Source organism: Streptosporangium sp. NPDC000239 (assembly GCF_040300765.1).
In the GTDB taxonomy this organism is placed as follows: Bacteria; Actinomycetota; Actinomycetes; order Streptosporangiales; family Streptosporangiaceae; genus Streptosporangium.
In genome coordinates, this window is the sequence record NZ_JBEPEI010000005.1 from 68,290 (window position 1) to 93,775 (window position 25,486).

At 72.7% G+C, this 25,486-nt stretch carries 24 protein-coding genes; 18 read left to right on the plus strand and 6 right to left on the minus strand.

Going from position 1 to position 25,486, the window contains the following annotated elements; all coding sequences use genetic code 11:
* The first annotated feature begins 66 nt into the window (after window positions 1–66).
* From ABT340_RS15235 to cutA, 4 genes are read left to right on the plus strand one after another with little or no spacing between them, the layout of a single operon-like run.
* A complete protein-coding gene (locus ABT340_RS15235) occupies window positions 67–1,464 on the plus strand; it encodes a uracil-xanthine permease family protein (RefSeq protein ID WP_352011346.1) in 1,398 nt (465 codons plus the stop codon).
* Window positions 1,461–2,354: an FAD binding domain-containing protein gene (locus ABT340_RS15240; RefSeq protein ID WP_352011347.1), complete on the plus strand. Its 894-nt coding sequence runs from the start codon at window positions 1,461–1,463 to the stop codon at window positions 2,352–2,354. Before ABT340_RS15235 ends, ABT340_RS15240 begins: the two co-directional genes overlap by 4 nt.
* Window positions 2,351–2,833: a (2Fe-2S)-binding protein gene (locus tag ABT340_RS15245; RefSeq protein ID WP_449343619.1), complete on the plus strand. Its 483-nt coding sequence runs from the start codon at window positions 2,351–2,353 to the stop codon at window positions 2,831–2,833. The genes ABT340_RS15240 and ABT340_RS15245 overlap by 4 nt, the downstream gene beginning before the upstream one ends.
* Window positions 2,830–5,274 carry an aerobic carbon-monoxide dehydrogenase large subunit gene (gene cutA / locus ABT340_RS15250; RefSeq protein WP_352011348.1) on the plus strand — a complete coding sequence of 815 codons (2,445 nt, stop codon included), beginning with the start codon at window positions 2,830–2,832 and terminating at the stop codon, window positions 5,272–5,274. The genes ABT340_RS15245 and cutA overlap by 4 nt, the downstream gene beginning before the upstream one ends.
* Here cutA and cydB read toward each other — a convergent pair.
* From cydB to ABT340_RS15265, 3 genes are all read right to left on the minus strand, one after another.
* Complete coding sequence (cydB, locus tag ABT340_RS15255) at window positions 5,232–6,173, minus strand: cytochrome d ubiquinol oxidase subunit II (RefSeq protein ID WP_352011349.1); 942 nt, start codon at window positions 6,171–6,173, stop codon at window positions 5,232–5,234. The genes cutA and cydB overlap by 43 nt on opposite strands.
* A gap of 12 nt (window positions 6,174–6,185) precedes the next feature.
* On the minus strand, window positions 6,186–7,625 hold the full coding sequence (locus ABT340_RS15260; RefSeq protein ID WP_352011350.1) for a cytochrome ubiquinol oxidase subunit I: 1,440 nt from the start codon (window positions 7,623–7,625) through the stop codon (window positions 6,186–6,188).
* 467 nt (window positions 7,626–8,092) lie between these two features.
* Window positions 8,093–8,968, minus strand: a complete 876-nt coding sequence (locus ABT340_RS15265) for a polysaccharide deacetylase family protein (RefSeq protein WP_352011351.1) — start codon at window positions 8,966–8,968, stop codon at window positions 8,093–8,095.
* Window positions 8,969–9,250: 282 nt separating this feature from the next.
* Between ABT340_RS15265 and ABT340_RS15270 the strand changes: the two genes are divergently transcribed.
* From ABT340_RS15270 to ABT340_RS15315, 10 genes are all read left to right on the plus strand, one after another.
* Complete coding sequence (locus tag ABT340_RS15270; RefSeq protein ID WP_352011724.1) at window positions 9,251–10,198, plus strand: fatty acid desaturase family protein; 948 nt, start codon at window positions 9,251–9,253, stop codon at window positions 10,196–10,198.
* A gap of 17 nt (window positions 10,199–10,215) precedes the next feature.
* Complete coding sequence (locus tag ABT340_RS15275) at window positions 10,216–10,878, plus strand: SRPBCC family protein (RefSeq protein WP_352011352.1); 663 nt, start codon at window positions 10,216–10,218, stop codon at window positions 10,876–10,878.
* A gap of 161 nt (window positions 10,879–11,039) precedes the next feature.
* Window positions 11,040–13,823, plus strand: coding sequence for a Na+/H+ antiporter subunit A (locus ABT340_RS15280; protein WP_352011353.1), 2,784 nt, complete (start codon window positions 11,040–11,042; stop codon window positions 13,821–13,823).
* Window positions 13,820–14,515 carry a Na(+)/H(+) antiporter subunit C gene (locus tag ABT340_RS15285; RefSeq protein ID WP_352011354.1) on the plus strand — a complete coding sequence of 232 codons (696 nt, stop codon included), beginning with the start codon at window positions 13,820–13,822 and terminating at the stop codon, window positions 14,513–14,515. The genes ABT340_RS15280 and ABT340_RS15285 overlap by 4 nt, the downstream gene beginning before the upstream one ends.
* Window positions 14,515–16,128, plus strand: coding sequence for a Na+/H+ antiporter subunit D (locus ABT340_RS15290; RefSeq protein WP_352011355.1), 1,614 nt, complete (start codon window positions 14,515–14,517; stop codon window positions 16,126–16,128). Before ABT340_RS15285 ends, ABT340_RS15290 begins: the two co-directional genes overlap by 1 nt.
* On the plus strand, window positions 16,125–16,676 hold the full coding sequence (locus ABT340_RS15295; protein ID WP_352011356.1) for a Na+/H+ antiporter subunit E: 552 nt from the start codon (window positions 16,125–16,127) through the stop codon (window positions 16,674–16,676). The genes ABT340_RS15290 and ABT340_RS15295 overlap by 4 nt, the downstream gene beginning before the upstream one ends.
* Window positions 16,673–16,933 carry a monovalent cation/H+ antiporter complex subunit F gene (locus ABT340_RS15300; RefSeq protein ID WP_352011357.1) on the plus strand — a complete coding sequence of 87 codons (261 nt, stop codon included), beginning with the start codon at window positions 16,673–16,675 and terminating at the stop codon, window positions 16,931–16,933. Before ABT340_RS15295 ends, ABT340_RS15300 begins: the two co-directional genes overlap by 4 nt.
* Window positions 16,930–17,271, plus strand: coding sequence for a monovalent cation/H(+) antiporter subunit G (mnhG, locus tag ABT340_RS15305; protein ID WP_352011358.1), 342 nt, complete (start codon window positions 16,930–16,932; stop codon window positions 17,269–17,271). Before ABT340_RS15300 ends, mnhG begins: the two co-directional genes overlap by 4 nt.
* A 53-nt stretch (window positions 17,272–17,324) precedes the next feature.
* On the plus strand, window positions 17,325–18,227 hold the full coding sequence (locus tag ABT340_RS15310; RefSeq protein ID WP_352011359.1) for a hypothetical protein: 903 nt from the start codon (window positions 17,325–17,327) through the stop codon (window positions 18,225–18,227).
* A gap of 46 nt (window positions 18,228–18,273) precedes the next feature.
* Window positions 18,274–18,951, plus strand: a complete 678-nt coding sequence (locus ABT340_RS15315; protein ID WP_352011360.1) for a DsbA family oxidoreductase — start codon at window positions 18,274–18,276, stop codon at window positions 18,949–18,951.
* Between the two features lie 32 nt (window positions 18,952–18,983).
* Here the strand turns inward: ABT340_RS15315 and ABT340_RS15320 are convergent, their stop codons facing one another.
* Window positions 18,984–19,613 carry a thymidine kinase gene (locus tag ABT340_RS15320; RefSeq protein ID WP_352011361.1) on the minus strand — a complete coding sequence of 210 codons (630 nt, stop codon included), beginning with the start codon at window positions 19,611–19,613 and terminating at the stop codon, window positions 18,984–18,986.
* A gap of 147 nt (window positions 19,614–19,760) precedes the next feature.
* Between ABT340_RS15320 and ABT340_RS15325 the strand changes: the two genes are divergently transcribed.
* The gene (locus ABT340_RS15325; RefSeq protein ID WP_352011362.1) at window positions 19,761–20,219 is read left to right on the plus strand and encodes a hypothetical protein; all 459 of its coding nucleotides are present in this window, start codon (window positions 19,761–19,763) and stop codon (window positions 20,217–20,219) included.
* Between the two features lie 20 nt (window positions 20,220–20,239).
* Here the strand turns inward: ABT340_RS15325 and ABT340_RS15330 are convergent, their stop codons facing one another.
* Window positions 20,240–20,632, minus strand: a complete 393-nt coding sequence (locus ABT340_RS15330) for a cupin domain-containing protein (protein ID WP_352011363.1) — start codon at window positions 20,630–20,632, stop codon at window positions 20,240–20,242.
* 60 nt (window positions 20,633–20,692) lie between these two features.
* On the opposite strand from ABT340_RS15330, the gene ABT340_RS15335 reads away from it, so the two are divergent.
* On the plus strand, window positions 20,693–21,346 hold the full coding sequence (locus tag ABT340_RS15335) for a histidine phosphatase family protein (protein WP_352011364.1): 654 nt from the start codon (window positions 20,693–20,695) through the stop codon (window positions 21,344–21,346).
* A gap of 98 nt (window positions 21,347–21,444) precedes the next feature.
* The gene (locus ABT340_RS15340; RefSeq protein WP_352011365.1) at window positions 21,445–23,571 is read left to right on the plus strand and encodes a hypothetical protein; all 2,127 of its coding nucleotides are present in this window, start codon (window positions 21,445–21,447) and stop codon (window positions 23,569–23,571) included.
* On the opposite strand, the gene ABT340_RS15345 is transcribed toward ABT340_RS15340, so the two are convergent.
* Window positions 23,556–24,158: a uridine kinase family protein gene (locus ABT340_RS15345; protein WP_352011366.1), complete on the minus strand. Its 603-nt coding sequence runs from the start codon at window positions 24,156–24,158 to the stop codon at window positions 23,556–23,558. The genes ABT340_RS15340 and ABT340_RS15345 overlap by 16 nt on opposite strands.
* Window positions 24,159–24,313: 155 nt before the next feature.
* Here ABT340_RS15345 and ABT340_RS15350 point away from each other — a divergent pair, with 155 nt between their 5' ends.
* The gene (locus ABT340_RS15350; RefSeq protein ID WP_352011367.1) at window positions 24,314–25,471 is read left to right on the plus strand and encodes a CaiB/BaiF CoA transferase family protein; all 1,158 of its coding nucleotides are present in this window, start codon (window positions 24,314–24,316) and stop codon (window positions 25,469–25,471) included.
* The last annotated feature ends 15 nt before the right edge of the window (window positions 25,472–25,486 follow it).

The window sequence follows — 25,486 nt, forward strand, 5'->3', positions numbered from 1 at the left end:
GGAGTTCGCCGGAGGGAAGCCTGCGGGGCGGCCGCCGACCGACGGCCCGGTGAGAGGTGGGGCTTGATGGTTGCGGGGTGGACCAAACACGGGGACGGCAGGACCCTCGCACCCGGTGAGGTCGTCAAACCGGACGAGCGGATGTCCTGGCCGCGCATGGTCGGCTTCGGCGCGCAGCACGTCGTGGCGATGTTCGGCGCGACGTTCGTCTTCCCGCTGGTCATGGGTCTCGACCCCAACATCGCCATCATGTTCTCCGGCGTCGCGACGATCATGTTCCTGCTCGTCGTGAACGGCAGGATCCCCAGCTACCTCGGCACCAGCGCCTCCTTCGTCGGCGGGGTGCTCGCCATCAGGTCCCTGTACGGCGGGGACACGCCCGCGGCCGACGCGGTCGTCACCGGCGCCGTCCTCGTCGTCGGGCTGGTGCTGGCCCTGGTCGGCCTCGCCGTACATCGGCTGGGCGTGCAGGTCATCAACCGGGTCTTCCCGCCGGTCGTCACCGGTGCGGTCGTCATGCTGATCGGCTTCGGGCTGGCCTACGTGGTCGCCGACGTCTACTGGCCGCAGGACCAGTGGATCGCGCTGGTCACGATGACCGCGACCTTCCTGTTCCTCGTGGTCCTGCGGGGGTTCGCCGGCCGGATCGCCATCCTGCTCGGCCTGGTCCTCGGCTTCGCGCTGTCCTGGGCGGCCGACCGGGTCCTCGGGGACGTCACCGCCTACAACGCGGTGACCCAGCGGATCGACACCCATCCCAGGGTGAACCTCTCCGCGGTCGCCGACGCCGCCTGGGTCGGGTGGCCGGACACGCACCTGCCGGACATCAGGGTCTCCGCCGTGCTGCTGGTGCTGCCCGCGGTGATCGCGCTCGTCGCGGAGAACGTCGGCCACGTCAAGGCCGTCGGTGAGATGACCCGCACCGACGTGGACCCCTACCTGGGCAGGGCCATCGCGGCGGACGGCCTGGCCACCGCCGTCGCCAGCGCCTTCGGCGGCTCCCCGACGACCACCTACGCGGAGAACATCGGCGTCATGGCCGCGACCAGGGTCTACTCGACGGCCGCGTACTACATCGCGGCCCTCATCGCGATCCTGTTCGGTCTGTGCCCCAAGTTCGGCGCGCTGGTCGCGGCGACCCCGGGCGGTGTGCTCGGCGGCATCACGGTGATCCTCTACGGCATGATCGGCCTGCTCGGCGCGAAGATCTGGGTGGAGAACCGCGTCGACTTCTCCGACCCGGTCAACATGGTGCCGATCGGGGCGGGGATCATCCTCGCCATCGGCCCGGTCAGGCACACCTTCGGCTCGGCCTTCACCCTTGAGGGCATCGCGCTGGGCACCGTCGTGGTCGTCGGCGGCTACCACCTGCTGCGGGTGCTGCGACGCGGAGAGCGGGAGGGCGGGGGAGCGGCAGGCGGCCAGGACAGCGGAGGAACGGGCGAGGGAAGGGCGGCCGGGTGAAGCCTCCCCCGTTCGACTACCACGCCCCCCGTTCCCTCGGCGAGGCGCTGGAGATCCTCGCCGCCGCCGGGCGGGAGGGCAAGGTCCTCGCCGGGGGACAGAGCCTGATCCCGATGCTGAACATGCGCCTGACGCATCCCCGGCACATCGTGGACGTCAACGGGCTCACCGAACTGGCCACCGTGGAGGCCGGGCCCGGCGGCGTCCTGGTCGGCGCGCTGGCCAGGCACGCCCAGGTCGAACACTCCGAGCAGGTCGCCGCCGTACAGCCCCTGCTGCGCAGGGCGCTCAGGCTGGTCGCCCACCCGGTGATCCGCAACCGGGGGACCGTGGTCGGCAGCCTGGCGCACGCCGACCCCGCCGCCGAACTGCCCGCCGTGCTGGCCCTGCTCGGCGGTTCGGTACGGCTGGCGAGCGCGGGCGCGACCAGGGAGGTCCCCGCGGGCGCCTTCTTCACCGGTCCCCTCGAATCGGCGCTGCGGCCGGGAGAACTGGCCGTCTCGGCGCTGTTCCCCGCCCTGGCGCCGCGTTCGGGCACGGCCTTCCACGAGGTGGCCAGGCGGCACGGCGACTACGCGGTGGCCGGGGTGGCCGCGCTGGTCGTCCTGGACGAGGACCTGCGGGTCGTCACGGCCAGGGCGGCGTGCGTGAGCGCCGGGCCGGTCCCGGTGGTCGTGGACGTCTCCGGGGCCTGCGGCCACCGCCCGTGGGGGTCGGCCGACTGGCGGGGCGCGGCGGCGGCCGTACGGGACGGGACGGAACCGGAGGCCGACATCCACGCGAGCGCGGACTACCGGCGGCACCTGCTGGGGGTGCTGGCCGAACGGGCGCTGACAGAGGCGGCCCGGCAGGCGGCGCAGGAAGTGGAGCGGAAGGCGGCGCGCGGGTGAGGGACATCGCGATCACCCTGACGGTCAACGGGGTCGTACGGCGGGTCACGGTGCCGGGGCGGCGGCTGCTGTCGGACTGCCTGCGGCACGACCTCGGGCTGACCGGCACACACGTCGGGTGCGAGCACGGCGTCTGCGGGTGCTGCACGGTGCTGTTCGACGGGCGGCCGGTGCGCTCGTGCCTGATGTTCGCGGCGAGCGCGGACGGGCACGAGGTGACGACCGTGGAGGGGCTCGCGGAGCCGGACGGCACGCTCTCCCCGGTGCAGCGGGCCTTCGCCGAGTGCCACGGCCTGCAGTGCGGGTTCTGCACGCCGGGGTTCCTGTGCACGGTCACCGCCCTGCTGCGCGACAACCCGGCGCCGGGTGAGGAGGAGGTCGTCGAGGGGCTCTCCGGCAACCTGTGCCGGTGCACCGGCTACCAGAACATCGTCAGAGCGGTCCACCGGGCCGCCGAGATCCTGGCGGAGGAGCGGTGACGACACGGCTGTTCGGGGAGCCGGTACGGCGCAGGGAGGACCCCAGGCTGCTGACCGGCGGGGGCCGCTACCTGGACGACATCGGCGAGGGCGCCTTCGAGGCGGCGTTCGTCAGGTCCCCGCACGCGCACGCCGTGATCCGCGACATAGACGTCTCGGCGGCGATCGACGTCGAGGGGCTGGTGGCGATCTACACCTGGGAGGACCTGCCCGCCCGGCTGGCCGAGCCGCTGCCGCTGCTGATCCCGCACCCGGCGCTGACCCACGGCCGCACCGCCCGCCCGCTGGCGCGGGACGTCGTCAGGCACGTCGGCGAGCCCGTCGTGATGGTCGTCGCCCGCGACCGCTACCTCGCCGAGGACGTCTGCGCGCTGATCGAGGTCGACTACGAGCCGCTCACGCCGGTCGTCGGCATCGAGCGGGCGAGGCGCGCCGAGACGCTGGTCCACCGGGACGTGCCGGGCAACGTCGGTGCCCACCTGGTCCAGGAGGTGCGCTCGGCGACCGGCCTGGGCGCCCGGGAGGCGATCGAGGCGGCGCCGTACCGGCTGGAGTTCGGCCTGGACATCGAGCGCAGCGCCGCCACGCCCCTTGAGGGGCGCGGGGTGCACGCCCGCTGGGACGCCGGGGACCGGTCGCTGCGGGTGCATTCGAGCACCCAGACCTCCACCAGCGTCAGGATGGCGATCGCCGCCAAGCTCGGCCTGCCGCTGCCCCAGGTCGAGGTCGTCGCCCCGGACGTGGGCGGCGGGTTCGGCGTCAAGATCGTGCACCCCTGGCCGGAGGAGGTGCTCGTCCCGTGGGCCGCCATGCTGCTCGGCCACGAGGTCAGGTGGACCGAGGACAGGCGTGAGCACTTCGTCTCCTCGGCGCACGAGCGCGCCCAGGCGCACCACGTCCGGGTCGGCTTCGACGACCGGGGACGGGTGCTCGGGCTCGACGTGACGATCCTGCACGACCACGGCGCCTACACGCCGTACGGGATCATCGTGCCGATCATCACCTCGACCCAGCTTCCCGGCCCCTACAGGCTGGGCGCCTACCGGGTGGAGTTCTCCTCCCTCTACACCAACACCGTGCAGGTCACGCCGTACCGGGGGGCGGGGCGCCCGCAGGCGGTCTTCTGCATGGAACGGACGATGGACCGCATCGCCCGGCACCTGGGCCTGGACCGTACGGCGGTGCGCGAGGCCAACTTCATCCAGCCGGAGGAGTTCCCCTACGACCAGGGCCTGACCTTCCAGGACGGCCGTCCGCTGATCTACGACAGCGGCGACTACCCGGCGTCGCTGCGCATGCTCAAGGAACTCGTCGGCTGGGACGACTTCCCCGCGCTGAGGGAACGGGCCGCGGGACAGGGACGCAGGCTCGGCATCGGCATCGGCTGCTACGTGGAGGGCACCGGGGTCGGGCCGTACGAGGGGGGTCACGTCCAGATCACCTCCGACGGCCGGGTGCACGTCTCGACCGGCCTCACCTCACAGGGTCAGGGCCACGAGACGGTGTTCGCCCAGATCGCCGCCTCCGAGCTCGGCGTGCCGATCGAACGGGTCAGCGTGGTCACCGGCGACACCCGCAGGTTCGGCTACGCGGTCGGCACGTTCGCCTCGCGGGCGGCGGTGATGAGCGGCAACGCCATCGCCCTGGCCTGCGGGAAGGTCAGGGAGAAGGCGCTGCGGATCGCCTCGGACGCCCTGGAGGCCGACCCCGGCGACCTGGAGATCGTCGACGGGGTGGTGCGGGTCGTCGGCTCGCCGGGCACGGGCCTGCCGCTGGCCACGGTCGCGGTGCTGTCCAACCCGCTGCGCTACGCCTTCGACGCGGAGGCGGGCCGGGCGACCCAGTTCGCGGGCACCCCGTCCCCGGACAGGCCGCCGGTCGCCGAGGGGGACGAGCCGGGGCTTGAGGGCCGTGGCTACTACTCGCCGATCCGCTCGACCTTCGCCTCCGGCATGCACGCGGCGATCGTGGAGACCGACCCGCTGACCGCGGAGATCCGCATCCTGCGCTACGCCGTCGTCCACGACTGCGGCAACCTGATCAACCCGATGATCGTCGAGGGGCAGATCCACGGCGGGGTCGCCCAGGGCGTCGGCGGCGCGCTGTACGAGCGGATGGTCTACGACGAGCACGGCCAGTTGCTGAACGCCTCGTTCATGGACTTCCTGATGCCGTACGCGACCGAGGTCCCCCACGTGGAGACCGCCCATCTGCGGACGCCGTCGCCGTTGAACCCGCTCGGCGTCAAGGGGGCGGGGGAGGCGGGGGTCATCCCGGTCTCCGCGGTGATCGCCTCCGCCGTCGAGGACGCGGAGGGCATCAGGATCGACCGGATGCCCATCTCCCCGTCGGAGCTGTTCGACCTGCGCCGCTCGGCTTCCCCTGACCGGCGGACCGGTCAGACCGGCTCGGCGACCAGCCTCTTGCGGAACACCCAGTAGGACCAGGCCTGGTAGCCGAGCACGAAGGGCAGCGCGGCCAGGCCGATCCAGGTCAGCATGCCCAGCGTGTACGGCCCGGAGGCCGCCCCGGCGACGGTGAGGCCGGGCAGCGGGGCGGGCCACAGGGCGCCGAACAGGGCGACGCCGCCCAGCGCGAGTGAGGAGGCGGTCGCGGTGAACGCCCAGCCCTCCCTGCCCCGCCAGACCAGCGCGACCCCGGCGGCCAGGGCCGCCATCGCGGTCAGCGCGCAGGCCCACAGCCACGGCGCGGCGGTCCAGTCGGCCACGGCCGTACGGGCCGCGGGGATGCCGGACAGGGCGACGACCGCGGCGGGCACCGCGACCGCGGAGACCGCCATCGCGGTACGTCGGGCCCTGGCCCGTACGGCTCCGGTCGTCTTGAGGGCGACGAAGACCGCGCCGTGCAGCGCGCAGACCGACAGCGAGAACACCCCGCCGACCAGCGCTGCCAGGGCGCTGCCGTGCAGCAGGTCGGCGAAGACGGCGCCCCACAGGAAGGCGGTCAGCCCGCTGCCGACCATGACGCCCAGGTCGCACCAGGCGCGGTCGGAGGCGTGCTGGACCTTGCCCCGCCACTCAAGGCCGACACCGCGCACGATGAGCCCCGCCAGGATCAGCGTGAGCGGCAGGTAGAACGTGCTGAGCATCCCGGCGTACCAGGCGGGGAAGGCGGCGAACATCGCGCCGACCGCGGTGATCAGCCAGACCTCGTTGCCGTCCCAGACGGGGCCGATCGTGCCGAGCACCTGCTTGCGCTCCGCCTCGTTCCTGGAGAGCACCGGGGCGAGCAGCCCGACTCCGAAGTCGAACCCCTCAAGGACGAAGTAGCCGGTCCACAGGAACGCGATGATCGCGAACCAGAAGGTGGTGAGTTCCATGATCTTGACGCCTCAGTACATCAGGGTCGGCTGGAGTTCGGCGGTCGCGTTCCCGCCCACACCGGAGGGCACGTCCGGCCGGCGCGCGGGGACGGGTTCGGGACCCGCCTTGACGTGCCGGACGATCAATACGGCCTCGGCCAGCGCGAGCGCGCCGTACAGGGCGGTGAACAGGGCGAGGGAGACGGCGACCTGGCCGAGTCCGACGCCGGGGGAGACGCTGGCGGCGGTGAGCAGCTCACCCTGGACGGTCCACGGCTGGCGGCCGATCTCGCTGAGCAGCCAGCCCGCGATGATCGCGAGGGTCGGCAGCGGCAGGGCGAGCAGGAACGCGCGGGCCAGCCACGAGGGCACCGCACGCGGCGGACCCTCCCCGCGGCGTCCGCGGCGGCGCCCCCGGGTCAGCCACAGGCCGAGTACGGCCAGGCCGACCGTGGTCATCCCGAAGACGATCATCACGCGGAAGGACCAGAAGACCACCGGCAGGTTGGGGCGGTAGTCGGCCGGGCCGAACCGCTCGGTGAAGCGCTTCTGCAGGTCCTCGGTGCCCTGCACCACGGCCTGCGGGTCGTTGGTCGCCAGGAAGCTGAGCAGCATGGGCACCTCGACGCCGGGCACCGGGGAGAAGGGCGCCCCGGCGGTGTCGTGCCTGAGCCCCTCGGCGGCGGCGAGCTTCATCGGCTGCTGCTCGTACATCAGCTTGGCGGAGGTGTCGCCGCTGACCGCGACGACGGCTCCCGCGATCGCCGTCATGACCAGGGCCGCCCGCACCGGGGTCCGCCACATGTCCGCGCCACGCCGTACGGGCCTGGTGCGGTCGGGGTCGCGCCGTTCCCGCAGGATGCGGTATCCGCACACGGCCAGCACGAAACCGCCCGCCACCACGAACGACGCCGCCACCACGTGGGGCACCTGGGCGGTCGCGGTCGGGTTGGTCAGCACCGCCCACAGGTCCGTCATGCGGGCCTTGCCGTCGACGACCTCGTAGCCGACCGGGTGCTTCATCCAGGCGTTCGCGGCGAGGATGAAGTAGGCCGACAGGTTGGAGCCGATCACCGCGGCCCAGATGGTCGCCAGGTGGACCCGCTTGGGGAGCCGGTCCCAGCCGAAGATCCACAGGCCGAGGAAGGTCGACTCAAGGAAGAAGGCGAGCAGCGCCTCAAGGGCGAGCGGCGCGCCGAAGACGTCTCCGACGAAGACCGAGTACTCGCTCCAGTTCATCCCGAACTGGAATTCCTGCACGATGCCGGTGACCACGCCCATCGCGAAGTTGATCAGGAACAACTTCCCGAAGAACTTCGTCAACCTCAGGTAGTGCTCCTTGCCGGTACGGTGCCAGGCGGTCTGCAACCCGGCCACGAAGACGCCGAGGCCGATCGTCAGAGGTACGAAAAGAAAGTGATAAACGGTGGTGACCCCGAACTGCCACCGTGCCAGGTCTAGTGCGTCCATCTTCCCCTCGCGGGCTGGAGCTCTACAACTCGTAGTTCTACTACTAGTAGTACTACAAGGTGTAGAGCATTGAGAGGGGTTGGCGCCGCGAGCACATGCGATCTCTGTCACATGGCCGGTGGGAGACCGCACATCTCCTCCGGACCAAGATCGTCCCCTCCGGCTCGCGGCGCCTGCTTTCCCCGTGCCACCGGGGCTCCGGGCCCCGGTCGTCCCGGCGGGCGAGGTGCGCGCCCCACCCGCCGGGGAGGGCTCGCGGGTCACCAGGTCCCGCGAGCACACGACCATCGTCGGTCACGTGACCCCCACGGGTCGTCAGCCGCCGGAATGACTCCGGCGTACGCCGGGCGGCGGACCCGCCTCCTCACCGAGACCGGGACGATCCTCCCCGCGCGGATGACCGGGACCTGTTCCGCGGGCCGTCGGCCGGGCGGCCGCGGTGGGCGTGAAGGTCCGCGGAACAGGCCCTAACGCAGCGCCGCCTTCAGGTAGGCGTCCAGGTTGCCGAGCTCGAAGCCCCTGCGTTCGATCTTGTCGACCAGGATGCGGAAGTCCCGCGACAGGTTGGGCCTGAAGTGCATCAGCAGGACGTCTCCCGGGCGCAGCTTCTTGTCCGGCACCTGGTAGGCGATCTTCCCGCCGGGCTGCACGGTCGCGGTCCACAGCAGCAGGGCGTCGACGCCGCAGGACTTGGCGGCCTTACGGGTCAGGGAGTTCTGGTTGCCGAACGGCGGGCGCAGGAGCGTGGGCCTCCTGCCCGTCTGCCTGCGGATCACCGTGGAGGTGCCGCAGATCTCGGCCCGCTGTCCCGCGTAGCCCAGCGTGGGCAGGTTCGGGTGGGTCAGGGTGTGGTTCTCGATCGGCGCCCCCGCGTCGCGCAGGTCGCGCATGTAGCCCCACTTGCCCGCGCCGAGGAACCTGCCGCCCTGGGCGGTCGGGTCGGTCGTGCCCCTGGCCTCGACGGCGTCGCGGGTGACGAAGGCCGTGATCGGGATCCGCCGGTCGCGGACCCGCGCGAGGAAGCCGGGGTCCTGCTCCCAGCCGTCGTCGATGGTGAGGAAGACCACCTTCCTGGTGGTCGGGATCGAGCTGATCACCGGCGGCAGCCCGTCGGCGGGCCGGGGGATCCTGCCGACCTCCCCGGGCCTGGGCAGCACGCCGGGCGGGCCCTGCGGGCGGGCCGGGGCCGTGGTGGGGGTCGTCCTCGCGGAGGATTCCCCGGCGGCCCGCCCGCCCGTGCCCGGCCTCGCGTCGCCGCCGGTCCCCGCCGCGCACCCCGCGCTCGCCGCCAGGGCCGTGAACACGGCCGCCGTCCTGATCGCCCACGACGTCCCCGAAGTCATGGGGCACCATCCTGCCAGTAACAGAAGCCTCAATTGGCTGGTAAACCCCTGATCTCCCTGCGAAACCCCTCATAACCGGTGCATCAGGGGTGGGGCCAGCACTACCACGATCCGGGGTGGCGGCGGGGGTCCGCGCCCCCGGCCGCTGCCGCGATCCTGTGGCGGGTGCCACCCCGGCACTCCACGGATATAGGGGGAAGTGTGACCGAAACGACCATGCTCAGGAGCGCCAGGGGCAGCGACTTCGCGCGCCTGTCGCGTCGCGTCACGGAGGCGGGGCTGATGAATCCACGGCCGGGTCACTACGTCCTGCGCCTGGGGATCGTCGGCGGCCTCTACGTCGCGGGCTGGGCGGCCTTCCTCACGGTCGGCGACTCCTGGTACCAGCTCCTCGTCGCGGTCTTCCTCGCCGTGGTGTTCGCCCAGGTCGCGCTGGTCGCCCACGACCTGGCCCACCGGCAGGTCCTGCGCGCCAGAAGCGCCGCGGAGGCCGCCGGTCTGGTCGCGGGCAACCTGGCGATCGGCATGAGTTACGGCTGGTGGATGGACAAGCACACCCGCCACCACGCCAACCCCAACCACGCCGACCACGACCCCGACGTCGCCCCGGACGCCCTGGTCTGGTCGAGGGAGCAGGCGGTCGAGAGCCGGGGACTGGCCAGGCTCATCGGCGGGTGGCAGGCCTACCTGTTCTTCCCGCTGCTCACCCTGGAGGGGTTCAACCTGCACGTTTCGAGCTTCAGGGCGCTGGCCCGCCCCAGCCTGCGGCGCAGGGGGCTTGAGGCGGCGCTGCTGGCCGTACACGTCGTGGCCTATCTCGGCGCGCTGTTCGCCGTGCTCTCGCCGGGCAGGGCGGTGGCCTTCCTGCTCGTGCACCAGGCGGTCTTCGGCGTCTACCTGGGCTGCACCTTCGCCCCCAACCACAAGGGGATGCCGATGCCGACCGACGAGGACGGGCTCGACTTCCTCAGGAAGCAGGTGCTGACCTCGCGCAACGTACGCGGCGGCCGGGTGGTCGACGTCCTGCTCGGCGGGCTGAACTACCAGATCGAGCACCACCTGTTCCCCGGCATGCCGGCCCCCAACCTGCGTCACGCCCAGCCCATCGTCAGGAGGTACTGCGCGGAACTGGGCATCCCCTACCTGGAGTGCGGCCTGATCGAGTCGTACGGCCAGGCCCTGCGGCACCTGCACGAGGCGGGTGAGCCGTTGCGGACGCGGAGGGCCTGACGGCCTATCGTGCTGGAGTGAAGGTCACAGGCAGTGCCGTACTCGGCATCGACAGAGAACGCGTGTGGTCCGCGCTGCAGAACCCGGCCGTGCTCGTACGGACGATCCCCGGCTGCGAGCGCCTTGAGGAGACGGGGCCCGGGGTCTACCGGATGACGGTCACCGCCGGGGTGGCCTCCGTCAAGGGGGTCTACCGGGGGGAGGTGGCACTGCTCGACCCGCAGGCCCCGCACCGGTTCGTGCTCAGGGCCAGGGGCCAGGGCGCGCCGGGCACCGTGGAGGCGACCGTCGAGATACGGCTCAGCGAGGTCGAGGACGGCACCCGGGTCGACTACGACGCGGAGGCCGTGGTGGGCGGCATGATCGGCGGCGTCGGCCAGCGGGTGCTCGGCTCGGTGGCGAAGAGGACGGCCGGTGATTTCTTCTCCGCCGTCGAGACCCACCTGTCCGGCACCCCCGTCCCCGCCCCTGAGGCCGTCCCCGCCCTTGGGGCCGCGCCCGAGGAGGTCCATGAGGCCGCGACCGGGGAACCCGCCCGGGTCTTCGAGCGGCCCGCCGTACGGCACCGTGAGAACGGTCCCGCCTGGCCGGTCCTGGCGGCGTTCGGCATGGGGGCGGGGGTCGCGCTCGGCAGCGCCGTGATCGGCTGGCTGCTCGGCCGGACCGGCAGAGGGCGCTGACCCCGGGGCGGGCCGGGGATTGATCAGGGAGCGGTGAAGAGGGGGCGCTTTTCGGGTCAAGGCGCCGGTGCGCCAGGCGAGGAAACATCCGGCTTCTGGGACTTTGGGCTGTGCCGACACGGTGCCGACGCTGTGCCGACCACGACGGTGCCCGGGGGAACATGGAGTCGCTGCTGATCCTGCACGCCGTCGCGGCGATGTGCGCCCCGGCGCTGGCCCGTTGTCTCGGGCGCGGCGCCTTCCCCGTGCTCGCCGTCGCGCCCGCCTGCGGGTTCGCCTACACGCTGTGGATCGCCCTGACGGGCGTCCCCGCCGGGTCGAGCCACACCTGGGCGCCCGCCCTCGGACTCGACCTGGACTTCCGCGCCGACGCGCTCGGCGTGCTCATGATGGCGTTGGTCACCGGGGTCGGCGCGCTGGTGCTGGTCTACTGCGCGCGCTACTTCGAGGCGGGCGAGGAGGGGCTCGGCCGGTTCGGCGGGGTCCTCGTCGCCTTCGCCGGGGCGATGCTCGGCCTGGTCGTCGCCGACAACCTACTGCTGCTGTACGTGTTCTGGGAGCTGACCACGGTCTTCTCCTACCTGCTGATCGGCCAGGACCCGCGCAGCAGGCAGGCCCGCAGGGCCGCCACCCAGGCGCTGACCGTCACCGCCGCCGGAGGACTGGCCATGCTGGCCGGGATGGTCATCCTCGGCGAGAGCGCGGGCACCTACCGGATCTCGCGGATCGTCGCGGACCCGCCCTCCGGCGCCGTGGTCCCGGCGGCGGTCGTCCTGCTCCTGGCCGGGGCCCTGTCGAAATCGGCGATCTTCCCGTTCAGCATGTGGCTGCCCGCCGCGATGGCGGCCCCGACCCCGGTCTCCGCCTACCTGCACGCCGCCGCGATGGTCAAGGCCGGCGTCTACCTGCTGGCCAGGTTCGGCCCCGCCTTCGGCACGCTGCCCGTCTGGCGGGCGGTCGCCGTACCCCTCGGTCTGCTCACCATGCTGCTGGCCGGGTGGCGGGCGCTGCGCGAGTACGACATCAAACGGCTGCTCGCCTACGGCACGGTCAGCCAGCTCGGCTTCATGACGGCGCTGTTCGGCGCCGGGACCCGGGACACCGCGCTCGCGGGCGTGGCCGTGCTGCTCGGGCACGCCCTGTTCAAGGCGTCGCTGTTCCTGGTCGTCGGCGTCGTCGACCACGCCACCGGCACCCGTGACCTGCGCGAGCTGAACGGCCTGTGGCGTTCGGCGCCGTGGCTGTGCGCGGTGGCGACGGCCGCGACGGTCTCGATGGCCGGGATACCGCCGACGCTGGGGTTCGTCGGCAAGGAGGCGGCCTTCGAGTCGCTGCTGACCGGGCGGACCGCCGACACCGTGGCGCTCGCGGTCGTCGTCGCCGGTTCCATGCTCACCGTCGCCTACAGCGCCAGGTTCCTGTGGGGGACCTTCGGCGGCGGACGCGGCCTCGCGCCGACCCCGGCGAGCCCCGCCGCCGCGGCGACCTTCACCCCGCCCGCGCTGCTGGCCGTACTGGGCGTGGTGCTCGCCCCCCTGGCCTCCTGGTACGGCCGGGCGATGGAGGGCTACACCGGCACCTTTCCCGGCACCGGCCACGTCCACCTCGCGCTGTGGACCGGGGCGCTCACGCCGCTGCTGCTGTCGGCCGCGGCCCTGTGCGGCGGGGCGCTGCTGTTCGCGGCGGGCGGGCTCGTCGAACGGGTGGGACGGGTGCTGCGGCTCGTGGACTCGGGACGGGTCTACTGGGCGCTGATGCGGGGCCTGGAACGCTTCTCCCTGCAGCTGACCGGGGTCACCCAGCGGGGCTCGCTGACCGACTACCTCATCATCGCGTTCGTCTCCGTCGCGGGCATCGGGGTCTTCGCCGCGCTGTACGGCCCCACGCCGGACGTCCACCTCGACGTCGCCTCCTGGACCCGCCCGGAACAACCCCTGGTCGGGGCGCTGCTGGTGGCCGTCGCCGTCCTCGCCCCGCGGATCCGCACGCACATCGTGCTCGCCCTGGTCGCGGGCCTGACCGGTTACGGCACGGCCCTGCTGTTCCTCGTCCACGGCTCACCCGACCTGGCGCTCACCCAGTTCCTCACCGAGACGCTGAGCCTGGTGGTCTTCGTGCTCGTGCTGCGCAGACTCCCGCTCGGCCCCAGGGAGGGCAGGCCCAGGGTGCCCCTCGGCGTACGGCTCGGCCTCGGCGCGGTCAGCGGCGTCGTCGTGACCGTCGCCGGGATGCTGGCCGTCTCCGCCCGCCAGGCGCCCCCCGTCGGGGCGCTGATCCCCGAGGCCGCCCGCAGGGCCGGGGCCTCCAACGCCGTCAGCGCCCTTCTGGTGGACATCCGGGCCTGGGACACCATGGGGGAGAGCTCCGTGCTCGTCGTCCTCACCCTCGGCGTCACCAGCCTGGTCTTCCTGCGCCGTCGCACCTACACGCTGGAACGCCCGTCGGGGGAACCCGGCCCCGAGCGGGGACCGCACTGGCTGGCGGCGACCCTGCCGAAGGGGGAGCGGGCCGCCGTCCTGGAGATCGTGGCCCGGCTGATCTTCCACACCGTGCTGCTCATCTCGGTCTTCCTGCTGTTCACCGGGCACAGCGCGGTCGGGGGCGGCTTCGCGGGCGGCATCGTGGCCGGGCTGGCGCTGGTGGTCCGCTACCTCGCGGGCGGACGCTACGAACTGGCCCTGGCGGTGCCCGCGCACGCCGGGGTGCTGATCGGCTTCGGCCTGCTGCTCTCGACGGTCACCGCCCTCGTCGGGCTGCTGTTCTCCGGGACCCCGCTGACCATGCTCGCGGCCGACGTGCAGGTCCCGCTGGTCGGCACGCTCCACCTGTCGACCGTGCTGCTGTTCGACGTCGGCGTCTACGCCGCGGTCGTCGGCATGGTCCAGGACTTCCTGCGCAGCCTGGGCGGCGAGCTCGACCGGCAGATCGAGGAGGAGGGCCGGTGACCGTCTCGCTGGTGCCGTTCGCCGCCTCGGGCACGATGGTCGCGGCCGGGGTGGCGCTGCTGCTCGAACGCAGCCTGGTGCGCCTGCTCGTGGGCGTCATCCTGCTCGGCAACGGCGTCAACCTGCTGATCGTCCTGACGGGCGGTCCCGCGGGTGAGCCGCCGATCCTCGGCGTCTCCCCCGTCGAGCGGATGGCCGACCCGCTGCCGCAGGCCATGGTCCTCACCTCCCTGGTGATCACCCTGGGCGTCACCGCGTTCCTGCTGGCCATGGTCCACCGCTCCTGGCAGCTCACCGGCGGCGACGAGGTACAGGACGACACCGAGGACCGCAGGGTACGGCTGCGCGCCCGCAGAGGGGAGCTGGCCAGGTCCGTGCTCGCCAGGCGCGAGGCCTACCGGCGCCTGGTCAGGCAGCAGCGGGCCGAGCTGGCCCGCCTCGACGAGGCCAGGCGCGAACGCGAACGCCGTGACGCCGAGGAGGCCTCGAAGGAGGGCGGCGGCGAGCGGGCCGCCAGGCTGCGCGCCGAGTTCGCCCGCAGGGAGCGGGAGCAGGCCGCGCGGGAGCGCAGGATTCGCAGGAGGCTGCGCGAACGGCGCCGCCAGGCGCGCGCCGAGATGCGGGAGGCGATCAGGCAGGACAGGGAACGGCAGGCCAGGGCGCAGGACCCGGAGTTGGAGGGGGACGACTGATGGCGCAGGCGGTGGAGGGGGTGGCACGGGAACTGGTCGCGGTGCCGGTGCTGCTGCCGCTGTTCGCGGCCGGGCTCAAGCTCGCCATCGGCGGCAGGTCGCGCAGGCTCCAGGCGCTCATCAGTGTGGTCACGCTCACCGCGGTGCTCGTGGTCTCGGTGCTCCTGCTGGCCGCGGCCGACGGCGGCGGGCCGCTGGCCACGCACCTCGGCGGCTGGGCCGCCTCGGTCGGCATCGCCCTGGTCGCCGACCGCCTCTCCTCGCTGATGCTGGTGGTCTCCTCGGCGGTGACGCTGTGCGTGATGGTCTACTCGCTGGCGCAGGCCTACGCCGACCAGGAGTACGCCGCCCCACTGGCGATCTTCCACCCGGCCTACCTGATCATGGTGGCGGGTGTCTCCGACGCCTTCCTCTCCGGTGACCTGTTCAACCTCTTCGTCGCCTTCGAGATGCTGCTCAGCGGCTCCTACGTGCTGCTCACCTTCGGCGGGACCGAGTCCCGCATCCGCGCGGGCGCCACCTACGTGGTGATCGGCCTGGCCTCCTCACTGCTGTTCCTGGTCGGGATCGCGGTCTCCTACGGAGCGACGGGCACCGTGTCGATGGCCCAGCTCGCCGAACGGTTCCAGGTGCTGCCCGACTACCTCAAGCTGCTGGTCGAGCTGACGCTCCTGCTGGTCTTCGTGGTCAAGGCCGCGATCTTCCCGATGTCGGCGTGGCTGCCCGACTCCTACCCGACCGCGCCCGCCCCCGCCACGGCCCTGTTCGCCGGGCTGCTCACCAAGGTCGGCATCTACTCCGTCATCAGGCTGGAGGCGCTGCTGTTCCCCGGTGGCCCGGTCAGCGTCCTGCTGATGTGGGCGGCGCTGCTGACGATGCTGGTCGGGATCTTCGGCGCCGTCGCCCAGACCGACATCAAACGGATGCTCTCCTTCACGCTGGTCAGCCACATCGGCTACATGGTCTTCGGGGTCGGGCTCTCGACCGCCGCGGGCATGTCGGGCGCGGTCTTCTACGTCGTCCACCACATCACCGTGCAGACCAGCCTGTTCCTGGTGACCGGGCTGATCGAGCGGCGCGCGGGCACCACCTCCCTGGACGACCTCGGTGGTCTGATGCGGCTGGCTCCGGTCATCGCGGTCCTCTTCTTCGTCCCCGCGATGAACCTGGCCGGCATCCCCCCGATGTCCGGCTTCCTGGGCAAACTCAACCTCGTCCAGGCCGGGATCGCCGCCGGGGGAGCCCTGCCGCTCATCCTCGTGGCGGGCGGCCTGGTGACGAGCCTGCTGACCCTGTACGCCATGTCCACGGCCTGGAGCAAGGCGTTCTGGCGGGCTCCGGCCCCGGGTGCGGCCGACCGGCCGGGAACCGTGCTGGAGAGCGAGGAGACCACGCTCACCAGGGCGCCCGGCACCGAGGGGATCACCGGGCGGGAGATCGTCACCAGCGCCACCATGCCCGCGCCGATGCTGGGCGCGACCACGGCCCTGGTGGTGCTCGGGCTCTCCTACACCGTCCTCGCCGGGCCGCTGTCGGCCCTGACCAGCCGGACGGCCGCGGAACTGCTCGCCCGCGAGCCGTACATCTCGGCGGTCCTGGGGAGCGCGCGGTGAGGGCGACGGGCGGGGCAGGGCGGGTGCCGCGTCTGCTGGGCAGGCCGGTCCCGCCGGGCGAGGTGGTCTGGCTGACCGTGGTCTGGCTGCTGCTGTGGGGCGATCCGAGCGTGGGCAACGTGCTCGGCGGCCTGCTGGCCTCCACGGTCATCGTCTGGGCGCTGCCGCTGCCCGTACTCGACTCCGGCGTCAGGATCCACCCGGTCGCGGCGGCCGTCTTCCTGGCCCGCTTCGCGGGTGACCTGGTGATGTCCAGCTTCAGGGTGGCCCTCTGGGCGCTGCGCCTGGGCGTCCAGCCGCCCGTCGAGGTGGTCACCGTACGGCTGCGCACCTCGTCGGAGGTGATGACCGTGCTGGTCACGATCGCCCTGTCGGCGCTTCCCGGCAGCCTGGTCCTTGAGGCGCGCTTCGCGGACAGGCGACTGGTCCTGCACGTGCTCGGGGTCGAGGGGGACGTCCCCGCCACGGTCCAGGCCGACGTGACCCGTCTGGAGGGCGCCATCGTCGCGGCCTTCGGCACCTCACAGGACAGGGAGGAACTGCGGTGACGGCGGTGTACCTGACGGCGCTCGCGTTGCTCGGCTGCGCGGCGGCGCTGACGCTCACCAGGCTGGTGCGCGGCCCGTCCATGCTGGACAGGGCGGTCGCGCTCGACGTGCTCACCGCCGTGGTGATGTGCGGGATCGCGGCGGGGGCGACGGCCCTGGGCGCCTACTCCGCGCTGCCGGTGCTGCTGGTGCTGTCCCTCGTCGGGTTCGTCGGGTCGGTCTCGCTGGCCAGGTTCTTCTCCGGGCGGGTCCGGTGACCCCGCTCGAGGTGGCCGCGGCGGTGTGCGTGCTGCTCGGCGCCGCCTTCGCCCTGGCCGCCGGGGTGGGGATGTTCCGGTTCCACGGAACCCTGTCGCGCATGCATCCGGCGACCAAGCCCCAGGTGCTCGGCCTGCAGCTGGTCCTGCTGGCCATGTGGCTGCGCCACCCCACCTGGGCCGTCGCGGGGACGCTGCTGCTGACCGGGGTGTTCCAGGTGATCACCGCGACCGTCGCCGCCTACATGGTCGGCCGCGCGGCCCACAGGAACGCCTCCTCGGCCGGCGGCGACGGCGACGACGGTACGGCCATCCCCGGCGAGGACGCCGGCCGGTGAGCGACGGCGCGCAACCCTCGCGCGAGGTTGGCTCCCGGCGTAATCTGACGCGTATGCGCGAGGAACGTGCGGAGGACGCCCGAACCGAGGCCAGAAGACTGGTTCGTGACCTTTTCGGAGCAGGACAACCCGACGCCGTGACGCTGCTCGGCGAGGCGCGGGCCGTGCTCGGCGCCGAACGGGCCACGCTCTGCGCGGACCTCGTCAGGGGGGTCGCGCTCACCCGCAGGTCGGCCGAGCTGGCGGCGCTCGCCGCGCTGCTGGTCGGCACCCGGGACCTCGGCGAGGAGTGGTGGTCGCGGTCCAGGGGGGAGAAGCTGCCCTCCCCGGACGAGGTGCTGCGCACCGCGACCGCGATCGACCCGTGGACCGACCTGACCGTGCTGGAGATGCTCGCCGCCTGGATCGCCGACGACGCCGCGGACGAGCAGTGGGGGAGCCCCCTGGCGGCGACCGACCTGAACTCCTGGCAGGCGGAGGACCGGATCGACCTGCCGGGGAACGTACGGCCCGGCGAACGGGTCCTGGTCTCCTTCGACGTCGGCGGCAGGCTCGACGCGGTCGTGGTCGCCCGCGCGGACGACACCCTCGGCTCCAACCTGGACTTCCACTCGCTGCGCTACTCCCGTCCGGCCGAGGCGCAGTGGAGCTGGGGCGTCGCCGCGGGGCTCGGCCCGCACCGGCTCGCCGGTGAGGACCCCGACCCCTACGCGCAGCCGGTCGACCCCGCCGCCGCCGAGATCCTGCGCGCCTGGGCGCTGCGCCACGGGGCGCACACCGAGGACGTCGGCGAGTCCTGGCGGGACAGGGGCGACGTCGTCGCCGCGATCGAGCGGGCCGACTGGATGTGGCGCAGCGGAGAGTGGTTCGGCTGGTGGCGCGCCGCCGCCGCGCTGGCCGAGGGAGACAGGGAACGCCTCGCCGCCCGGCTTGAGGACATCGCCTCGGCCATCTGACCTCGTTTCCGGAATCAGTGGGGCTTCGCCCTGGTTGCAGCCTTCTGTGAAGGTTGAAATCTACTCGGACGTGGTCTGTCCCTGGTGCTACATCGGTCACACCCGCTTCGCCCGCGCCGTCGAGCGCTACCGGGCCACCGGCGGCGAGGTCGAGATCGGGCTACGGCCCTTCCAGCTCGCACCGGACGCCGAGTCCACCGGGTCACCCCTGCTCACCTGGGCCGCGGCCAAGTTCGGCGGCCAGGAACGCGCGCGGCAGATGTTCGCCCACGTGACCCAGGTCGCCGCCCAGGACGGCCTTGAGATGCGCTTCGACCGCGCCGTCCACGCCAACACCCTCGACGCGCACCGGCTCATCCAGATCGCCGACGAGCAGGGCAGGGGGGAGGAGGCGCTGTACCGCCTGTTCGCCGCCCACTTCACCGACGGCCTCGACGTCGGCTCCCGCGAGGTCCTGGCCACGATCGCCACGGACCTGGACGTCAAGGCCGACCTCGACGGCCCCGGCGGGACGGAGCAGGTCCGCCAGGAGCTGTCCAGGGCCCGCTCCCTGGGCGTCTCCTCCGTCCCGCTGTTCCTGTTCGAGGGCCAGTTCGCGGTCTCCGGCGCCCAGCCGGAGGACACGCTGCTCGCCGCCCTTGAGGAGGTCGCCGAGCGGACCGGGCAGGCCCCCGGGACGGCGGAGGCCGGCGAGGCCTGCGACGACGGCCACTGCGCGATCTGACGCCCCGCCCTCGCCTGACGTCCGGCCGGACGTCAGGCGTCGCCGAGATCGCCCGCGCGGTAGTGGCGGCGGCAGAGCACCTGGTAGCGGATCGGCGCCTCACCCGTGTCGCCGATGACGACCTGTTCCCCGGTGCGCACCAGCCTGCCCCCGACCACGCGGGCGTTCAGCCTGCCGGGCCTGCCGCACCAGCACAGCACCTCGACCTGCAGCCGGTTGATCTCGTCGGCCAGCTCGAACAGGCGCTGGGCGGCGGGGAACATCTGCGACCGGAAGTCCGAGGCCAGGCCGAAGGCGTAGACGTCGATGCCGAAGTCGTCGGTGAGGTCGGCCAGCTGCTCGATCTGCTCCACCGTGTAGAAGCACGCCTCGTCGCAGATCACGTAGTCGACGCGCCGCTGCCCGCGCACCAGCTCGACCAGGTCGAGGCCGTCGACCACCTCGACGGCCTCGCTGCCCAGGCCGATCCTGCTGGTCACCCTGGCGTCGCCGGAACGGTCGTGCTTGGTCAGCACCAGACCGTGCCTGCCCTGACGCCGATGGTTGTAGTTCATCTGCAGGGCCAGTGTGGACTTGCCGCAGTCCATCGGGCCGAAGTAGAAGCGGAGCACGCCGTCCCTGGTTCCGGTGGGGACGGCGGAGAGCGCGGACGGTTCGGTCACAGGCGGCCAGCCTAGTGGTTCTTCGACGGGGGTTTGGGGCGCGGTACACCGGTAAGGGAGTCAGGTCCCGCGCGACACCTTTCGATTGGCTTGTTCGTGTAAAGCGTGGGAGCCTCGTTGAGGCTCTAACGAGAAGTGGGAGAACCTGTGACGACCACCAAGAACTCCGCTCCGCCCGTCATCAAGTCACCCGCGGTGAACACCTCCGCGGTCCCCCCGACGGCCCCGACGGGCGAGACCGTCGAGATCCCCGTCGCGCTCGCGGCGATGATGACCGAGGACGAGGCCGTGGCCGCCAAGGCCGAGGCGGCCCGCTGGCGCTACGGGTTCTACGTCGTGGTGACGGGCCTTGTCGTCATCCTGGTCGCCTTCGTGGTGATCGCCATGCGCGGCGGCGACTCGACCGCCCCGTTCGCCGGGCTCGTCGGCGTCTCCGGCGCGATCATCGGCGCCTACTTCGGCGTCCAGGTCGGCCAGTCGGGCAAGGACAGGGTCGAGGCCGAGCTGCGCCGTACGAGCGAGATGGCCATCCGGCTCGCGGCCAAGGTGCACGCCCACGACGCGGACTCGGTGATCGGCTCGACCATGGGCCCCCGCCGCCGCTGAACCCGGGTCCGTGCCCGGTGTCAGCTCTGGACGAGCGGCGGGCGCTCCACCGGGGCGACCGCGTAGCCGGGCACGGACGGCCACCTGACCGTCAGCACGACCGACTCCTCCTCGGCGACCCAGGAGTGGTCGACGCCCCTGCCCCACACGACGTAGTCACCCTGGCGTTCGAGCAGGACGCTGCGGCCGGGCAGCTCCACGCGGAAACGGCCGCTGACGAGCACCAGGAGCGCCGTGCGCTCCTCACCCCGCACCCACCGGGCCCGCCGGTCGCCGGGCGGGTGGACTCCCCACTTGATCTCCACGTCCTCGCTGTGCCGCGGGTCCCCGGCCTCCTTGAAGTGCCCCAGGATCCATCCCCGGTCCAGTGCCGCGTCCTCGCCCGCGTTGCCCACGTAAACGCCGTCGTCCATGTGACCGGACGTTAGCAGCCGGGTCTTGCGCGGACGTTCACGGCGAGGTTGGCTGAGGGCATGCCCTCGATGATCACCGCGGTACGCCACGGCCAGAGCGAGTCCAACGTGGCCTACGCCAGGGCGCAGGCGAGCGGGACGGCCGTCGTCCTGACCGGCGCCGACGAGGACGTCCCGCTCACCCCGCTCGGCAGACGGCAGGCGAGCGCCCTCGGCAGGCGCCTGGCGCGGGAGCGGGGGCCCGACGTGGTGTGGTGCTCGCCGTACCGGCGGGCCGTGCAGACCTGGGAACTGGCCGCGGCCGAGCTGAGCGCCGTCCCCGAGGTACGGTTCGACGCCAGGCTCGGCGACCGCCTGATGGGCGAGCTCGCGGGGATGAACCTGGCCGCCATCATGCGGCGCTTCCCCGAGGAGGCGCGGTCACTGCTGCGGGCCGAGTACGGCTACCGCCCTCCCGGCGGGGAGTGTTTCTCCGACGTCGCGGACCGGGTGCGCGCGGTGGTCGGTGACATGCGCGCCGGGTACGCCGGGCGGCGGGTGCTGGTCGTCGCGCACGACGCGGTGGTGCTGATGCTCAAACACGTGATCGAGGGGGTCGCGCTGGACTCGGTCGCCGCGTTCGCGCCGGTCACGAACGCCTCGGTCTCGGTCTGGCGTGGCTCGCGGGCCGAGATCTTCAACGACGACGGGCATCTGAGGGACATATCACTCTGAACCCATTCGTCGATCACCCATTGACGGACGGTCTTTCCTGCGGTCTGCTGCGCTAGTCACGGGTGTCCGGCACCGGCGAGGCTCAGGGAGGCACAGGCATGCGTCCGCGCGCGATGGTGGCGAGTCTCGTGCTGGCCGTGGTCTCGGCGATGGGCCCCAGGCCCGTGCTGCCCGTCCTGGCCCCCGCCCCGCCCTCCGACTCGGTCCCGGCCTCCTCCTCGACGTCCGTGCCGCCGGCCGCCGTTCCCGGGGCGAAGGACGCGGGCTGCGACCCGATCGCGGGTCACGAGTGCCTGCTGCCCTTCCCCAACGACTGGTTCACCGTGAACGCGCGCACCGCGACCGGCCTGCGGGTCGAACTGTCCGCCGGTGCCATGCCCCGCAACGAGGAGGGCGTCCCCGTCGACCCGGCGTCGTGGAACACCGCCGACGGCTTCTCCCCGGGGTCCATGCTGCTGGCCCACGTGCCGGGCCTCGACCTCGCCAGGACGGGGGCGGCGCCCGTCACCGACATCGGGTGGTCCCTGCGGCGCGACGCCCCCATCGTGATCGTGGACACCGTGACCGGGGAGCGCTGGCCGTACTGGGCGGAGCTCGACGCGGGGGCGACCGACCCGGCCCGGCGGGCGCTGATCGTCAGACCGGCGAGGAACCTCATCGAGGGCCACCGCTACGCCGTCGCGCTGCGCGGCCTGAAGGACGCCTCGGGCGTCCCCCTGCGGGCCCCGGAGACCTTCACCAGGCTCACCGGCGCCGACCTCCCCCTGGGGGACCCGCTCGCCGTACGGCAGCGCGCGCTGCGCAGGACCCTCGCCGACCTCGCGACGGCCGGGGTCGACAGGCGGGGACTCCACCTCGCCTGGGACTTCACCGTGGCCAGCGGGCGGGGCCTGGCCGGTCCCGTGCTGAGCATGCGCGATGAGGCACTGCGCGCGCTCAGGGGGGCCGCGCCGCGCTTCACCGTGGAGTCGGTGACCGACCTCACCGAGGCCCAGGACCCCGACATCGCCCGCGAGGTCACCGGGGAGATCCAGGTCCCGAACTACCTCGACAAGCCCGGCGCGCCGCCGGGGGCGCGCCTCAACCGGGACCAGGACGGCAGGCCGCGCCCGCTCGGCGACACGCTGCGGACGCGCTACCAGTGCGTGATCCCGCGCTCGGCCTTCACCAGACCCGCGACCCCCGCCCTGTACGGCCACGGCCTGCTCGGCAGGGCCGCCGAGGTGCGCTCCCGTGACGTGCGGGAGATGGCCGGGCAGCAGGGCTTCGTCTTCTGCGCCACCGCGTGGATCGGCATGTCGGAGGAGGACGTCCAGCATGTGGCGGGCGTGTTCCGCGACCTGTCCGCGTTCGGCACCGTCCCCGACCGGCTGCAGCAGAGCCTGCTGAACTTCGTCCTCCTCGGCCGCGCCATGGTCGGCAGGGACGGGTTCACCGGCCACCGGGCGTTCAGGGACGAACAGGGCAGGCCGCTGTTCGACCGGCGGGCCGGGCTCGCCTACGACGGCAACAGCCAGGGCGGCATCTCGGGCGGCGCGCTGGTCGCGGTCTCCCCCGACGTGCGCAACGCCGTGCTCGGGGTGACGGGGATGAACTACAGCACCCTGCTCAACCGCAGCACCGCCTTCCAGCCGTTCCAGCGGATCATGGACGAGGCCTACCCCGACCGGCTGACCCAGCAGGTCTGCTTCGCGCTCATGCAGATGCTCTGGGACCGGGCGGAGACCAACGGCTACGCCCAGCACCTGACCGACGACCCGCTGCCCGGCTCACCCAGGCACCGGGTGCTGCTGCACGTCGCCTACGGCGACCACCAGGTCTCCACCGTGACCGCACAGGTCGAGGCGCGCACGATCGGCGCCCGTGTCCACCAGCCCGCCGTCGCCGCGGGCCGCGACCCCGACGTCGCCCCCTACTGGGGGATCAGGGCGCTGCCGCCCCGCCCGTACGCCGGGTCGGCGCTCATCGTCTGGGACAGCGGGGCCGTCACCCCGCCGCGGACCAACACGCCGCCGCTGGGCACCGCCTACGGCAGGGACCCGCACCATGACCCGCGCAACTCCCCGGAGGCCCGCGTGCAGAAGGCCCACTTCCTGCGGGAGGGCGTGGTCGTCGACGTCTGCGGCGGCGCCCCCTGCACGGCGGAACCCGTCTCCGCGGTCCCGGACGCTCTCCCCGTCACGGCTTCGGGGGAGACGCCGGGGACGGTTCACGCGAGGCCCTGACGGACCCGGTCGCGGGGCACCCTGACGAACTCCCCGGGGACCCGGGCCCCGTCGACCAGCAGGTCCGCCCTGGCGCGGGTGTCGTCGGCGGCGAACCACGTCTCCTCGGCCCGCCACCAGCGCCGCCACTGCTCGGCCAGCTGCGCGCCGTCCCTGGCCAGCACCCGGGCCCGGCGGACCTCGGCGGACGCGCACACCCACACCGCGAGGGCGGCCGGGGCCGTACGGCGGGCCGTGCTCACCCCTTCGAGGACCAGCGCGGGCGCGACGGGCACCTCGACCCGCTCCGCGTAACCGCCACCGGCCCAGTCGAAGCGCCGGTAGCCCCCCGGCTCACCCGCGGCGAGCGGGCCGAGCACCTGCTCCTCGACCAGCCGGAACCACTCCCTGGGCACCTCGTCCCACGGCACGGGGAAGTCGTCGCTGGAGACGACCTGCGCCCCGAGCGCCGCGCCGAGACGCCGCGCGAAGGTCGTCTTGCCCGACCCGGCGGGGCCGTCGACCGTGACGAGCCGGACGGGGCCGCACGACGGGGGAAGCCGCAGGACCGTGTCCGCGAGCCGCTCGAAGGAGACGATCTCGTCCATTCCTCCATGATGGCCCCCATGGCGGTCCCAGGCCGGATGGAGGGGCCGGACGGAGGGCTGGGAAGATCTTCGATGGGCGGGGCGGCCGGTGGCGGGGGACACCCCTTTCCCGTCGCGATTCGGCTAGGCTCGGCGACCACCAATGGAGGTTGATCTTGCACGGAGCCCTCGGCGACATCGTCGTACTCGACCTCTCCCGCGCCCTGGCGGGACCGCACGCGGCACAGATGCTCGGTGACCTCGGAGCCCGGGTGATCAAGGTGGAACAGCCGGAGGCGGGCGACGAGTCCCGGAGCTGGGGACCGCCCTTCGTCGGCCCCGGCCACGACATCTCCACCTACTTCCTCGCGGCCAACCGCAACAAACGCTCCATCACCGTGGACATGAAGTCCGCCGAGGGCAGGACCCTCATCGAACGCCTGGTGCGGCAGAGCGACGTCCTGGTCGAGAACTTCCGCACCGGCGTCCTGGACCGCCTCGGGTTCGGCGTCGAGCGGCTGCACGAACTCAACCCCCGTCTCGTCGTGCTGTCGATCACCGGGTTCGGGCACGACGGCCCCGAGGGCGGCAGGCCCGGCTACGACCAGATCGCCCAGGGCGAGGCGGGACTGATGAGCCTGACCGGCCCCTCGCCCGCGGAGCCGTACCGGGTGGGGGCCTCCATCGCCGACCTGCTCGGCGGCATCCACGGCGCCTACGGCGTGGTCGCCGCGCTCTACGAGCGGGAGCGGACCGGGCGGGGCAAGGTCGTGCGGACCTCGCTGCTGGCCGCGGTGACCGGCGTGCACTCCTACCACGGCACGGCCTGGACTGTCGGGGGGCGGGTGCCCGGCGCGGGCGGCAACCACCACGCCTCCATCGCCCCCTACGGCGCCTTCCGCTGCGCCGACGGCATGCTCCAGATCGCGGTGGCCAACGACGCCCAGTGGCGCAAGGTCGCCGGCCTGCTCGGCATCGACCCGCTGACCCCGGAGTACGCGACGAACAGGGAACGCTTCGCGCACCGCCCCCGCCTGATCGCCGACATCGAACGGGCCCTGGCCGGGCACGGCCGCGCCCACTGGCTGGCGGCGTTCGCCGGGATCGGGGTGCCCGCCGGGGCGATCAGGACGATCGACGAGGTCTACGCCTGGGAGCAGACACGCTCCCAGGGCCTGGTCGTCGAGGTCGACCACCCGGTCCTGGGCACGATCGAGCTTCCCGGGCCGCCGCTGCGCTTCGACGGCGACCCGCCCATGCGGCACACCGCCCCGCCCGCGCTCGGCGAGCACAACGACGAGGTCCTCGCGTGGCTGGAGGAACGTGAAAGATGACGACCTCTTCCTCGT